The sequence below is a fragment of the Nitratireductor sp. ZSWI3 genome (genome assembly GCF_024655565.1).
Taxonomy (GTDB): Bacteria; Pseudomonadota; Alphaproteobacteria; order Rhizobiales; family Rhizobiaceae; genus Nitratireductor.
This window is the reverse complement of record NZ_JANKOF010000118.1, coordinates 1-13,059: the sequence shown is the minus strand read 5'-3', so window position 1 is coordinate 13,059 and position 13,059 is coordinate 1. Positions and strand designations below refer to the sequence as shown.

The 13,059-nt window shown below is 64.2% G+C and carries 11 protein-coding genes and 1 pseudogene; 10 read left to right on the top strand and 2 right to left on the bottom strand.

Going from position 1 to position 13,059, the window contains the following annotated elements:
• The first annotated feature begins 181 nt into the window (after window positions 1-181).
• The 3 genes from NUU27_RS25525 (at window position 182) to NUU27_RS22930 (ending at window position 4,861) form a co-directional block, all read left to right on the top strand.
• Window positions 182-2,245, top strand: a complete 2,064-nt coding sequence (locus NUU27_RS25525) for a DUF3363 domain-containing protein (protein WP_308219995.1) — start codon at window positions 182-184, stop codon at window positions 2,243-2,245.
• 164 nt (window positions 2,246-2,409) lie between these two features.
• A complete protein-coding gene (locus NUU27_RS22935; RefSeq protein ID WP_257764622.1) occupies window positions 2,410-4,401 on the top strand; it encodes a conjugal transfer protein TraG in 1,992 nt (663 codons plus the stop codon).
• Window positions 4,402-4,411: 10 nt separating this feature from the next.
• Window positions 4,412-4,861, top strand: coding sequence for a CopG family transcriptional regulator (locus NUU27_RS22930; RefSeq protein ID WP_257764621.1), 450 nt, complete (start codon window positions 4,412-4,414; stop codon window positions 4,859-4,861).
• 338 nt (window positions 4,862-5,199) lie between these two features.
• Here NUU27_RS22930 and NUU27_RS22925 read toward each other — a convergent pair whose 3' ends face one another.
• Window positions 5,200-5,766, bottom strand: a complete 567-nt coding sequence (locus NUU27_RS22925) for a hypothetical protein (RefSeq protein WP_257764620.1) — start codon at window positions 5,764-5,766, stop codon at window positions 5,200-5,202.
• A gap of 280 nt (window positions 5,767-6,046) precedes the next feature.
• Entirely contained in the window at window positions 6,047-7,225 is a 1,179-nt protein-coding gene (locus NUU27_RS22920) for a Shedu immune nuclease family protein (protein WP_257764619.1), read from the bottom strand.
• A 388-nt stretch (window positions 7,226-7,613) separates the two neighbouring features.
• Between NUU27_RS22920 and trbB the strand changes: the two genes are divergently transcribed.
• The 7 genes and pseudogenes from trbB to NUU27_RS22885 form a co-directional block, all read left to right on the top strand.
• Window positions 7,614-8,594 (top strand): P-type conjugative transfer ATPase TrbB, encoded by a 981-nt coding sequence (trbB, locus tag NUU27_RS22915; protein WP_257764618.1) that lies wholly within the window; start codon window positions 7,614-7,616, stop codon window positions 8,592-8,594.
• Window positions 8,591-8,923, top strand: a complete 333-nt coding sequence (locus NUU27_RS22910; protein ID WP_257764617.1) for a TrbC/VirB2 family protein — start codon at window positions 8,591-8,593, stop codon at window positions 8,921-8,923. Before trbB ends, NUU27_RS22910 begins: the two co-directional genes overlap by 4 nt.
• Complete coding sequence (locus NUU27_RS22905; protein WP_257764616.1) at window positions 8,923-9,204, top strand: VirB3 family type IV secretion system protein; 282 nt, start codon at window positions 8,923-8,925, stop codon at window positions 9,202-9,204. The genes NUU27_RS22910 and NUU27_RS22905 overlap by 1 nt, the downstream gene beginning before the upstream one ends.
• Window positions 9,205-9,217: 13 nt before the next feature.
• The gene (gene trbE / locus NUU27_RS22900) at window positions 9,218-11,785 is read left to right on the top strand and encodes a conjugal transfer protein TrbE (RefSeq protein ID WP_257764615.1); all 2,568 of its coding nucleotides are present in this window, start codon (window positions 9,218-9,220) and stop codon (window positions 11,783-11,785) included.
• On the top strand, window positions 11,782-12,564 hold the full coding sequence (trbJ, locus tag NUU27_RS22895; protein ID WP_257764614.1) for a P-type conjugative transfer protein TrbJ: 783 nt from the start codon (window positions 11,782-11,784) through the stop codon (window positions 12,562-12,564). Before trbE ends, trbJ begins: the two co-directional genes overlap by 4 nt.
• Before the next feature lie 29 nt (window positions 12,565-12,593).
• On the top strand, window positions 12,594-12,887 hold the full coding sequence (gene trbK-alt / locus NUU27_RS22890; protein ID WP_257764613.1) for a putative entry exclusion protein TrbK-alt: 294 nt from the start codon (window positions 12,594-12,596) through the stop codon (window positions 12,885-12,887).
• Between the two features lie 3 nt (window positions 12,888-12,890).
• Window positions 12,891-13,059: pseudogene (locus NUU27_RS22885) on the top strand (P-type conjugative transfer protein TrbL); the annotation flags it as partial.

Sequence of the window (13,059 nt, the reverse complement as noted above, 5' to 3'; positions counted from 1 at the left end):
GGTCGGGCCAGTTCGCGAAATTATTGTTGTCTGCATGCTGTTTGGGCGGGACGCGAACGGCACCCCACTTAAGGGCATCGCGTGCCGCGATGTCTCGCAACGCCCTGGCCTTGCTGGGTTTTGACCGGCACTATCGTCCGAAAACGGTCGGCCTTGCGTCATTCTGGCCCGGAGCGCGGCCATGAGCGCCGACGACGAAAACCGCTTTCGGCCCAAGCCCGGCCGCATCCGCTCCGACATGCCGCGCGCGGGCAAGGCAAAGAGCTTTCTGACGCAGGCGAAGAAGCTCGCGCGGCAGCACAGCAGTGGCCCGTCCAGATCAGCGACGCGATCATCAATGCGCTCCGTGTCCGGTGCGACCGGGAAGAGCGACAAGGCATCGCGGGCAAGTGGAGGACCGGGTGTGCGGCGGGGTCGCGGCGCGGCCTTCGTTCGCGCCCGCACCCTGTCAGGCGGATGGCGTCACAGCGCCCCCGGCATGCGCCGCGTCGTCGTGAAAACCCGCTACGTCCAGAACGCCGGCAGGAACGGCAGGTCTGCCGCCCATCTGCGCTACATCCAGCGCGACGGAACCTCGCGCGACGGCGAGCGTGGCCAGCTCTATTCGGCCGACGAGGACCGCGCCGATGGCAACGCCTTTCTTGATCGCGGTGCTGATGATCGTCACCAGTTCCGGTTCATCGTCTCGCCCGAGGACGGCGCCAACCTCACCGACCTGGCCGCGCATACCCGCGATCTGATGAGCCGGATCGAATCCGACCTCGGCACGCGGCTCGATTGGGTCGCGGTCAATCACTACAACACCGGCCATCCCCATGTGCATGTCATCGTCCGGGGCAAGGACGATCTGGGCGAGAACCTGGTCATCAATGGCGACTATCTCGCCAACGGGATTCGCGAGCGGGCGAGCGAGTTGACCACCCTCGAGCTCGGCCCCGTGACCGAGATCGAGCAGGGCCGAAAGCTGTCGGCCGAGATCGACCAGGACCGCTTCACCCGCATCGACCGGGCAATGGCAGACGGGGCCGATAGCCGCTTCCTCGATCTGCGCCACGAGCCCGCCGAACCGAGGCGGCTGTTCGAGCGGACGCTGCGCCTGCGCCGGCTCGCCAAGCTCGAGAAGATGGGCCTGGCCACGGAACACGCACCGGGCGTCTGGGAATTGAGCGAAAGGATGGAACCGGCGCTGCGCGAACTGGGCGAGCGCGGCGACATCATCCGCACCATGCACAAGGCGTTGAAAGCCGATGGCCTGGAGCGCGACCCGATAACCTTCCAGATTCATGCCGGGCCGCCGGCGTCTCCCATCGTCGGCCGTGTCGTGGACAAATATCTCTCCGACGAGTTGGACGAGAACCTGACCCTGGTCGTGGACGGGATCGATGGCCGCACGCATCATGTCGCCGGCATCGATCCGGTCCGGGTCGAGGATGGCCGCATCGGCAGCATCGTCGAGATCGGCGTGGCCGACACCACGCAGCGCCCGTCCGACCGCGCGATTGCGACAATCGCCGAGGACGGCATCTATCGGCCAGGCCGCCATCTGGAACAGGCCAGGTTCGAGGGCCGCGTGCCGGGTGGCGACTATGATGACTATGTCGATGCCCATGTGCGCCGGCTGGAGGCACTGCGCCGCGCCGGCATCGTCGAGCGGATTGACGCTCACCAATGGCGCATACCCGAGGATTTCGAGAGCCGCGCCGCCGCCTATGATGCGGGCCGCAACCGGCAGGCCAGCGTGCGCGTCCTGTCTGCCTTCGATCTGGAAAGACAGGTCGGCGCCGATGGCGCGACCTGGCTCGACCGGCGGTTGATCTCCGGCGAGGCATCGGATCTCGCAACGGCCGGGTTCGGGAGCCAGGTGCGCAAGGCGATCGACCAGCGCCGCGAACATCATATCGAACGGGGCGACGCCACGCGCCGGCAGGACGGCCGCGTTTTCTACCGGCGTAATCTTCTCGCCACCCTGTGCGAACGCGAAATTGCCCGTGCCGGCACAGAGATGGCGGCGAGCAAGGGCCTGCCGTTCCGGGCAGCGGCGGAGGCCGAGAGCGTCAGCGGCAAGTTCACGGGCACGGTACAGTTATCGAGCGGCAAGTTCGCCATCGTGGAAAAGAGCCACGAGTTCACCCTTGTCCCCTGGCGGCCCGTTATTGACCGTCAGCTCGGCCGCGAGGTCATGGGCGTCGTTAAGGGCGGATCGGTGTCATGGCAGCTTGGCAGATCACGCGGCATAGGAATCTGAACAAAGGCATACGCGCATTCGCTTGGCGCGTGCCCCAGCGCTGAGAACCGTCCTATTTGCGCGCTGTGGCATTCGCCCGCTCTCCGGCCCGGTCTTTCCTGTTGCCTCTCGCGCAAATGCCTATTCTCTGATCGGCTCCATCTCTTTTGCCGATTGGAGCCTTTATGCGCGGAGGCAGAATACTCTGGGGCCAGATCGCCGTCGTCTTCACCATTGTTCTGGTGATGACGTGGGCGGCGACACAATGGACCGCATGGCGGCTTGGATTTCAGCCGCAACTCGGCAATCCCTGGTTCGATCTGGCCGGATGGCCGGTCTACTATCCCCCCGCCTTCTTCTGGTGGTGGTTCTCCTTCGACGCCTATGCGCCAGCGATTTTCGTCGAGGGCGCGATCATCGCGGCCTCGGGCGGTTTCATCGCCATCGCCGCCGCCATCCTCATGTCGATCATCCGGGCGCGGGAGGCAAAGAACGTTGCCACCTACGGCTCGGCACGCTGGGCCGAAGATCGCGAAATCCGTGCCGCCGGGCTTCTCGGCCCTGACGGTGTGGTGCTCGGCCAGTACGACCGCGACTATCTGCGCCATGACGGACCGGAGCATGTCCTGTGCTTCGCCCCGACCCGGTCGGGCAAAGGTGTTGGCCTGGTCGTTCCGACCCTGCTGACCTGGCCGGGAAGCTGTATCGTCCACGACATCAAGGGCGAGAACTGGACGCTGACGGCCGGCTTCCGGGCCAAGCACGGCCGCGTGCTGCTGTTCGACCCGACCAATGCGAAATCCTCGGCCTACAATCCGCTGCTCGAGGTGCGGCAGGGCGAATGGGAAGTCCGCGACGTACAGAACATCGCCGACATCCTTGTCGATCCCGAAGGCAGCCTCGACAAGCGCAACCACTGGGAAAAGACATCTCACGCACTGCTGGTTGGCGCGATCCTGCATGTGCTTTACGCCGAACCCGACAAGACCCTGGCCGGTGTCGCCAATTTCCTGTCCGATCCGAAACGGCCGGTCGAGGCAACCTTGCGCGCGATGATGGACACGCCGCATCTGGGCGAAGCCGGCGTCCACCCCGTCGTCGCTTCCGCTGCGCGCGAACTGCTGAACAAATCCGAGAACGAACGATCCGGCGTACTGTCCACGGCCATGTCGTTTCTCGGCCTCTACCGCGATCCGGTCGTGGCGCGCGTCACCTCGCGCTGCGACTGGCGCATCGCCGATCTGGTCGGAGGCGGGAATCCGGTCTCGCTCTACCTCGTCGTGCCGCCGTCCGACATCAACCGCACCAAACCGCTCATTCGCCTCATCCTCAACCAGATCGGCCGCAGGCTCACCGAAGAGCTGACCACGTCCGGCCAACGTCATCGCCTGCTGTTGATGCTGGACGAGTTCCCCGCGCTCGACCGGCTCGACTTCTTTGAATCGGCGCTCGCCTTCATGGCCGGCTATGGCCTCAAGAGCTTCCTGATTGCGCAAAGCCTCAACCAGATCGAGCGCGCTTATGGCCAGAACAATTCCATTCTCGACAACTGCCATGTCCGCGTTGCCTTCGCCACCAATGACGAGCGCACTGCCAAGCGCGTGTCAGATTCTCTCGGCACCGCGACCGAGTTGCGCGACTCCACCAACTATGCAGGCCATCGGCTCGCGCCCTGGCTGGGCCATCTGATGGTATCCCGGCAGGAAACCGCGCGGCCATTGATGACGCCTGGCGAGATCATGCAGCTTCCGCCCACCGACGAAATCGTCATGGTGGCGGGCACACCCCCGATCCGCGCCACCAAGGCCCGCTACTACGAGGATGCGCGGCTCAGGGAGCGTGTCCTCACGCCGCCTGACCCGGCCGCCGGGCCGGCTTGCGCACCGGCGCCCCCAACGGACGACTGGTCGCGCCGCGTGATTGCCGCGGCGGACCGACCGGCATCGGGCGCCACGGAAGGCGCCCCCGGTGATCCGGCCAATGCCGGTATCCGCCGCGAGCCGGAATTGCCCGAGCATGAGGAGATCGTTCCGCCGCCGCCTTCTCCGGCGCGGGAATTCGACATCCTCGACGACGAACCTGATGTAGACGCCGCCAAGGCCCGCGCCTTGCGCTCCCGCATGCGCATGGTCGCGCGGCAGGCGTCGATGAACCCCGCTGACGGAATCGAGCTTTGAAGGACTCCCCGTGACCAAACGCACGCGCATGAATGTCTATTTCGACCCGGAGCTGCTGAAACAGGTCGAGGCGCTGTCATTGCGGCGCAAGGTATCAAAGTCCGCGATCATCGAGGCGGCTGTCGCCTCTTTCCTGTCCGGGGATACGGCGGATCGGCTGGAAGCGGCCATGTCACGCCGCCTCGACAGGCTTGGCCGCCACGTCGACGGGCTGGACGAGGATCTCGCTATCCTGGGCGAAACTCTCTCGCTCTTCATCCGCTTCTGGCTGACCATCACGCCGCCGATACCGGAGACCGCAAAAGAGTCGGCTCGAGCCAAGGGCGTGGAGCGATTCGAGGGCTTCATGCAGACCCTCGGCCGCAGGCTGGCGAACGGCGATAGGTTCCTCAGAGAGCTATCGCGCGACATACCTCCTGAAAGGACTGCTAGGGGCGTTGATGAAGCCGACAGAGAATAAAGGCGGTCTTCGACCCCACTGCGGTCGTTCAAAGTTCACTGGCGGCTTCCCGAAAGCCGTCGCTCCTCACGTTCCGAACTGTCCGCGTGGTCAGGCCGTTATATTAGTGGCCTAGCGCTGCGTAGGAGCGGACGGCGATGGTCACCACCGCGGCCGGGAGGGGTAATCGTCTAAATAGGCGAGGTCTACGTCTACCGAGGAATGCCGCAGACCGGACACTGAGATGTACCGCTCACTTCGGCCCAAGAGTTCACTGCACCTTTAATGTTTTTACAAGGCTTTGTGGGGGGCAGCCCATCGGACTCCCCGCTAGGACCCCCAAAGGAAGCCTGTTCGGCTCAAGGAAAATAGGTTGGCCACGGCAGATGAAACGGGTGCGTGTAGGTGTTGCCAGGCCGCGGATGCTGGGCTTCGAGCGTCATCATGACAAATTCCACCGCCCGCTCGGAGAGCGCGAGCCGTTCGGCCGAAAACGCGTTTGCGTCATCCGGCTCCAGATCGTTCTTCTCGTTTTGCAGATGCACCCGGTTCCGAATCCGTCTGAGAAGGTCGAGGTCGTCGTAAAAGGTCGATCCGGGTTCATCGAAAAGGTCATGCTTCCGGCAACTCGCGATGAGGGTCTCCAGCTTGTCGATCTGTTTGCCACGGATGTAGGTGATGATATTCGCCGGCATACCCATCACGCCTTCACGCGTGAACCATCTGACCCGCTTGTGGAGGTCGTAGAGCAGGGCCTCAATGATCGCCACGTTTAGGATGATCATCGGCTTCTGCAGGTAGCGTTTCCGGGCGGGATTCGCTTCTTCCCGTAGCATCCACAATGTACGGACGACGTCGAGGCTGTGCGCGACATTGTCGGCCAGCTTGAAATCGCCGATGAAGGAACTCGGGCGGTCGACCGGCATTGTTTTCTCCGTGCGGGCCAAGACGCCCTGAAGGTGACAACTCTATACCTTCGTCCTGTTCGGATCACGTGGCAGCATATGGCGCCCCCTCGCATTGCAGCCATTCCCGTTATCGAGCCTGCCGAGCCATTCTGGGGCGCATCGGGCGCGCGCGATGAACCGTCGGGTTTGACCTCCTTTTGGTCATCTGCGGTCTGCTCGTCACAGTCCAAAAGTTGCCGCTCTTGGGTTAATCGTCGTGAGGCGTAGCCGTCGGCGTAAGCGCGCAGATAGTAGTGGGCTATTTCGTCACCGTCTCAGCGTCATCTACTATGAATTTGGCCCGGGCGTATAGCTCATCGAACGTCACTACCTCAGGCCAGCGGAGCGAGCGACGGAATAACTCAAACGACCGAAACTTGTCTTTGTTGGCGCCGTTCGGGCTATCGAGTTCCCCAAGGTTGCCAATGACCAGAAATGAACGGGGCTGAAACTGAAAAAGGGTCTCTCCGGTAAAGTCGCCCGTCTCGGAATGGGTGGGCCGAAACACCTCCGTTAGGTCTTCCAGCGCTCGTTGGACCGTAACCTGTATCTGCGAGACTGCGCCGGCAAGCTCCAAACTCGGGGCAAAGACGCCGGGTCGATAGCTCCTGATGAGGTCGGTGTCGGAGGTCTTGATTTCTACGAAGCAGAGCGAGTTGATGGCGGCGACGGTCTTCATGAGCCCATCCACCTCCTTGCCCCGGCCGGTGATGTTGTATCCGGCGACCTTGGACTTCAGCGTCTGGCCGTCCAGCTTGCTCATCGGGATGTATGAGAGGCCATAGCCAAATATCCATGTATTCCGCTCAAAGAAGGCCTGCCACGCGTCCTCCATGCGCCCGTTGGCCGCCACCTTCTGGCTCTCGCGGAATTCATCGTCATCGAGCATCCGCTTGAAGTAGGCCAACTCTTTCTTGCGACGGGCGAGGCTGTAGATTTCCTGAGCCTGCATATCGGTTTCAAGCACCGCATTTAGGAGCTTGGGGTCTTCCACCAGGACCTTGGCAATCTGGCGACGGTCGAATGACGACTGGACCTGGGCGCGGTCGGGCAGTTTGCCGCCGTCGTCATCCACAAAAATCATGGTCTCGCAGGCCTTGATGAACGTCAGCAACTCATCGATCTCTTTCCCGTACAGCGGGAAGGTATCGACAGCGTAGGGCATGTCCTTGCTGTTCCATTTCTGGAAGGTCAAGGTGCTGATCTTGCTGCTGTCCTCGTGCAGTGTCGCCTTGAACTGGTAACGCCCGGCATTGCTCCTGCGCAGGACGACCTCTTTGCCTTCCCTCACTGCGATGATCCCCCCTTTGCCCTCAACCACCCGATACATGAACCTTTTAGGAGGTATGTCCTTCTCACCGATTTGGGTGATGCGCTTTGAGTAATAGGTGATCTGGGGCAATCGGCCCCAGAAGTAAGTCTCATCGCTGTCCGACATCGGCTTCCTGACACGCAAACGTACGCGCCCAATCTACTCGGATCATGCTCCAGAGTCTTGGTCTACGACATAATCCACAGGTGCACCCTTACGTCAGAAACATGCCGTCAGCGCGACCGCCATAAAGACCAGAGGTCTCTTGCGTGCTTGGCACTATGATTTCCAAGCAGCCGCCATAAGCGGTGATGTCCGTTACTGTGATCGGTTGGCCAAATCCTGCCAGTCCGCTGCCCACCCCATCCCAGGCATTACCCCTCCTATTTGCCGCCGTTCGCCGCCGACGCCCGCACACGCCTAAATACTTGTTGAACCGATCGGATTTCGGGCTTTCTTAATCGACCCCGATGCGGGGACCATCTGTCACGCCCCGTTAAGAAGCGGGGCCGAGATGACTGCCACTCACGACAAGCCGGAGGCGATCGCACGCGGCGCGCGCATGTTGCGCACGGCGCTTGGGTCCGCCATTTCAGGGCTGCTCGAAGACCCCGCCGTGGTCGAGGTGATGCTGAACCCGGACGGCCGCATCTGGGTGGACCGGCTGTCGGAGGGGCTGGCCGATACGGGGAAGCGGCTACCCGCGGCCGATGGTGAGCGCATCGTGCGGCTGGTCGCCCACCATGTCGGCGCGGAAGTCCATCCCAGGGCGCCGCGTGTCTCGGCCGAACTGCCCGAGACGGGAGAGCGGTTCGAGGGATTGCTGCCGCCGGTAGTGGCCGCGCCGGCCTTCGCGATCAGGAAACCCGCCATCGCGGTGTTCACGCTCGATGACTATGTGGCCGCCGGGATTATGACCGTCCACCAGGCTTTGAGGCTGCGCGAAGCTGTCGCGTCGCGCGCCAACATCCTTGTCGCGGGCGGGACCAGCACGGGCAAGACCACGCTCACCAACGCTCTGCTCGCCGAAGTGGCGAAGGGTGCGGATCGCGTCGTCATCATCGAGGACACGCGCGAGCTGCAATGCGCCGCGCCCAATCTCGTGGCCATGCGGACGAAGGACGGTGTCGCAACGCTGTCCGATCTCGTCCGCTCATCGCTGCGCCTGCGGCCCGACCGCATCCCCATCGGCGAGGTGCGCGGCGCGGAAGCCCTCGACCTGCTCAAGGCATGGGGCACCGGCCATCCGGGCGGCATCGGCACCATCCATGCCGGCACCGGCATCGGCGCGCTGCGCCGCCTTGAGCAGCTCATCCAGGAAGCCGTCGTCACCGTGCCACGCGCGCTGATCGCCGAGACCATCGACCTGGTGGCCGTCCTCGCCGGCCGTGGCGCCTCGCGCCGTCTCGCCGAACTTGCCCGCGTCGAAGGACTCGGGCCGGACGGCGACTATCGCATCACCCGCGCAACCGACCCGGAAGGAAGTCCCCAATGATCCGCAATGCCCTGCGTTTTCGCCGCCATATCGCGACGGCGGCAGCCGTTACCTATATCAACTTGTTCATGGCGTCCGCCGCATACGCCTCCGGCTCATCGATGCCGTGGGAAGCGCCGCTGCAATCCATCCTCGAATCCATCGAGGGACCTGTCGCCAAGATCATTGCCGTCATCATCATCATCGTTACCGGCCTGACGCTGGCCTTCGGCGATACCGGCGGCGGTTTCCGGCGCCTGATCCAGATCGTCTTCGGCATCTCCATCGCCTTCGCGGCGTCGAGCTTCTTCCTGTCGTTTTTCTCCTTCGGCGGCGGGGCGCTTGTCTGATGGCGGGGAGCTTTGAACAACTCGATGCCGTGCCGGGCTTCACTGTCCCGGTCCACCGGGCTCTGACCGAGACGATCCTGCTTGGCGGGGCGCCGCGCTCGATCGCGATTCTGAACGGGACGCTGGCCGGCGCCGTCGGGCTCGGCCTCCAGCTTTGGCTGGCCGGGATCGTCATCTGGGCGGTCGGCCATTTCACGGCCGTCTGGGCGGCAAAGCGCGACCCGTTCTTCGTCGAGGTCGGGCGGAGGCATCTCAAGCTTCCCGGCTACCTGGCAGTCTGAAGGAGCCGGACCGATGATGAATCTTGCCGAGTATCGCAATCGCAACACGCGCCTCGCCGACTACCTGCCATGGGCGGCGCTCATCGGTCAGGGCGTCGTGCTCAACAAGGACGGGAGCTTCCAGCGCACCGCGAAATTCCGCGGTCCCGATCTGGATTCCGCCGTCGCAGCCGAGCTGGTCGCGGTTGCCGGACGCATCAACAACGCCTTCCGCCGTCTCGGTTGCGGCTGGAGCATCTTCGTCGAAGCCGTTCGGCCTACGGCGCAGCAATATCCCGAGAGCACGTTTCCCGACGCGGCCTCGGCCCTGGTAGATGCCGAGCGGAAGGCGCAGTTCGAGGAGGACGGAAGCCACTTCGAGTCCCGATACTACCTGACCTTCCTCTATCTGCCGCCCGCCGAGGAAGCGGCCCGCACCGAGGCCTTGTTCTACGAGGGTCGGGACAAGACGGGCGTCGATCCGTGGGAAGCCCTGCGTGGCTTCATCGATCGCACCGACCGCGTGCTGGCGCTCATGGACGGATTCATGCCCGAATGCCGCTGGCTGGATGACGGCGAGACGCTGACCTACCTTCACGCGGCGGTTTCCACGAACCGGCACCGCGTGCGCGTGCCCGAGGTGCCGATGCATCTCGACGCGCTGCTCGCCGATCAACCCTTGATCGGAGGGTTGGAGCCGCGCCTTGGCGAGCAACATCTGCGCGTCCTGACCATCGTGGGCTTCCCGACCGCGACGACGCCGGGTCTGCTCGACGAGATGAATCGGCTCGCCTTCCCGTATCGCTGGACGACGCGCGCCATCCTCATGGACAAGACCGATGCGACGCGGCTGCTCACCCGAATCCGCCGCCAATGGTTCGCCAAGCGCAAGTCCATCGCGGCGATCCTGAAAGAGGTGATGACCAACGAGCAATCCGCGTTGGTCGACACGGATGCCGCCAACAAGGCCGCCGACGCCGACATGGCCCTGCAGGAACTCGGATCGGATGTCGCCGGCATGGCCTATGTCACGGCGACCGTCACCGTCTGGGACGCCGATCCGCGCGTGGCGCAAGAGAAGCTGCGCCTGGTCGAGAAAGTTATTCAGGGCCGCGATTTCACGGCCATGCCCGAAACCGTCAACGCCGTCGATGCCTGGCTCGGCTCACTGCCCGGACACGCCTATGCGAACGTCCGTCAGCCGCCCATCTCGACGCTCAACCTTGCCCACATGATCCCCCTCAGCGCCGTGTGGGCGGGGCCGGAACGGGACGAGCATTTCGGTTCGCCCCCCTTGCTTTACGGCAAGACCGAGGGATCGACCCCGTTCCGGTTTTCCCTTCATGTCGGCGACGTCGGCCACACCCTTGTCGTTGGCCCCACGGGCGCTGGCAAGTCCGTGCTGCTCGCGCTGATGGCGCTTCAGTTCCGCCGCTACGTAGGAAGCCAGCTCTTCGCCTTCGATTTCGGCGGCTCGATCCGCGCCGCCGCGCTCGCCATGGGCGGCGACTGGCATGACCTCGGCGGCGGCCTGACCGACGGTGACGCGGGGATTGTCGCGCTCCAGCCGCTCGCCCGCATCCACGACACCTATGAACGCGCCTGGGCGGCGGACTGGATCGTCGCCATCCTCATGCGGGAAGGCGTCACGATCACGCCCGAGGTGAAGGAGCATCTCTGGACGGCGCTGACCTCGCTGGCATCCGCGCCAGTCGGGGAACGCACCATCACCGGCTTGAGTGTTCTGCTCCAGTCGAATGACTTGAAGCAGGCGCTCCGGCCGTTCTGCGTCGGCGGCGCCTATGGGCGGCTGCTCGATGCGGAATCCGAGCATCTGGGGTCGGCCGATGTACAGGCGTTCGAGATCGAGGGACTGGTCGGGACTGGCGCGGCTCCGGCCGTCCTTTCCTATCTTTTCCATCGCATCGGCGACCGGCTCGACGGCCGCCCGACCCTGCTCATCATCGACGAGGGCTGGCTGGCGCTGGACGACGAGGGCTTTGCCGGTCAGCTCCGCGAGTGGTTGAAGACGCTCAGGAAGAAGAACGCCTCCGTCGTCTTCGCCACGCAGTCGCTCAGCGACATCGACGGCAGCAATATCGCGCCTGCCATCATCGAGAGCTGCCCGACGCGCCTCCTGCTGCCCAACGAGCGCGCCATCGAACCGCAGATCACGGCCATCTATCGCCGCTTCGGCCTCAACGACCGTCAGATCGAGATCCTCGCCCGGGCAACGCCCAAGCGGGACTATTACTGCCAGTCCCGGCGCGGCAACCGCCTGTTCGAGTTGGGCCTCAGCGAAGTCGGGCTCGCTCTCTGCGCCGCCTCCGCCAAATCCGACCAGGCCGCCATCGAGCGCATCGTCGCCGAACACGGCCGCGACGAATTCCTGACGGCTTGGCTGCGCCATCGCCGCGTCGAGTGGGCCACAGACCTGATCCCCGATCTCACCAATATCGCCGACCGGTCGGACACCGCCGCGCCAGAGACAACGGAAGGGGCGGCGGCGCCTGGCGACCCGACAGAGTTCCAGCCGGACGGCTCCATTCCGCCCGGAGAAACCCCCGAACCCACCCTGACCGAAGAGGAGATATTGCCATGATCCGTATTCTCGTTCCCCGCCTCGCCAGCGCGTCCGTCATCGCGCTGGCGCTCGCCGCGCCCACTGCAATTTCACCCATGCTGGCCAGCCCTGCGCATGCGCTCTTCGGCTTCGGCCGGATCGTTTATGACCCGACCAACCACGCCGAGAACCTTCTGACCGCGGCCCGGTCGCTGGAACAGATTAACAACCAGATTCAGCAACTCCAGAACGAAGCGCAGATGCTCATCAATCAGGCCCGAAACCTCGCGAGCCTGCCATATTCGGCGCTCCAGCAGATCCAGCAGAACGTCCAGCGCACGCAGCAGCTTTTGAGCCAAGCGCAAAGCATCGCCTTCGACGTGCAGAACATCGACCAGGCGTTCCAGCAGCAATATGGCAACGTCTCGCTCTCGGCCACCGACCAGCAGCTGGTCGCCGATGCGCGCAGCCGCTGGGAGAACACGGTGGGCGGCTTGCAGGACGCCATGCGCGTTCAGGCCGGAGTCGTCGGCAATATCGAGACCAACCGCAACCAAATGTCCGAACTTGTCGGCCGGAGCCAGAATGCTGCCGGCGCGCTGCAAGCCACGCAGGCCGGCAACCAGCTCCTTGCCCTCCAATCACAGCAGCTTTCCGATCTGATCGCCGTGATGTCGGCCAACGGCCGCTCTGAAGCGCTCATCGAGGCCGAGCGCGCAACCGCCGCCGAGCAGGGCCGTGTCCAGCGCGAGCGTTTCCTGACGCCGGGCTCGGGCTACCAGCCCGGCAACGCGCAGATGTTCAACGGTAGCAACTGAGGCGGCGGACGGCCGGAAAGGGGGAAGCGATGGAGGGAAAGACCCTCGCACGGATCGGCGCGGTCGCCTTCGTTGCCGTCGCGATCACGGTCACGGTGGTCGAGATGACCCGCAAGGACGATCCCGCGCCGGCCAGGACGGCACCGACGCTCCAGCCTCCGGCCGATCCCTTGCGGGCGACGCTGCGCCGGTGCCAGCAACTGGGCGAGGCCGCGACCCGCAACGCCGATTGCCTCACCGCCTGGGCCGAAAGCCGCGACCGTTTCCTGGGTCGCGCACCTGCGCCAGCACCCGCCGTCCCGCAATCCGGCACCAGGGAATGACCGATGGGCGGCACAGGCGTCATCGATAATTTCCTCGGGGTCTTCACCTCCTACATCGACAGCGGCTTCGGCCTGCTCGGCGGCGAGGTCGCGTTCATCGCCACCACCCTGATCGTCATCGACGTGACGCTGGCCGCGCTGTTCTGGGCCTGGGGCGCCGATGACGACCTCA

Bases quoted from the DNA above. Each gene is read 5' to 3' on its own strand.
- NUU27_RS25525 (WP_308219995.1), top strand. From the start codon at position 182: ATGAGCGCCGACGACGAAAACCGCTTTCGGCCCAAGCCCGGCCGCATC.
- NUU27_RS22935 (WP_257764622.1), top strand. From the start codon at position 2,410: ATGCGCGGAGGCAGAATACTCTGGGGCCAGATCGCCGTCGTCTTCACC.
- NUU27_RS22925 (WP_257764620.1), bottom strand. From the start codon at position 5,766: ATGCCGGTCGACCGCCCGAGTTCCTTCATCGGCGATTTCAAGCTGGCC.
- NUU27_RS22920 (WP_257764619.1), bottom strand. From the start codon at position 7,225: ATGTCGGACAGCGATGAGACTTACTTCTGGGGCCGATTGCCCCAGATC.
- trbB (WP_257764618.1), top strand. From the start codon at position 7,614: ATGACTGCCACTCACGACAAGCCGGAGGCGATCGCACGCGGCGCGCGC.
- NUU27_RS22910 (WP_257764617.1), top strand. From the start codon at position 8,591: ATGATCCGCAATGCCCTGCGTTTTCGCCGCCATATCGCGACGGCGGCA.
- NUU27_RS22905 (WP_257764616.1), top strand. From the start codon at position 8,923: ATGGCGGGGAGCTTTGAACAACTCGATGCCGTGCCGGGCTTCACTGTC.
- trbE (WP_257764615.1), top strand. From the start codon at position 9,218: ATGATGAATCTTGCCGAGTATCGCAATCGCAACACGCGCCTCGCCGAC.
- trbJ (WP_257764614.1), top strand. From the start codon at position 11,782: ATGATCCGTATTCTCGTTCCCCGCCTCGCCAGCGCGTCCGTCATCGCG.
- trbK-alt (WP_257764613.1), top strand. From the start codon at position 12,594: ATGGAGGGAAAGACCCTCGCACGGATCGGCGCGGTCGCCTTCGTTGCC.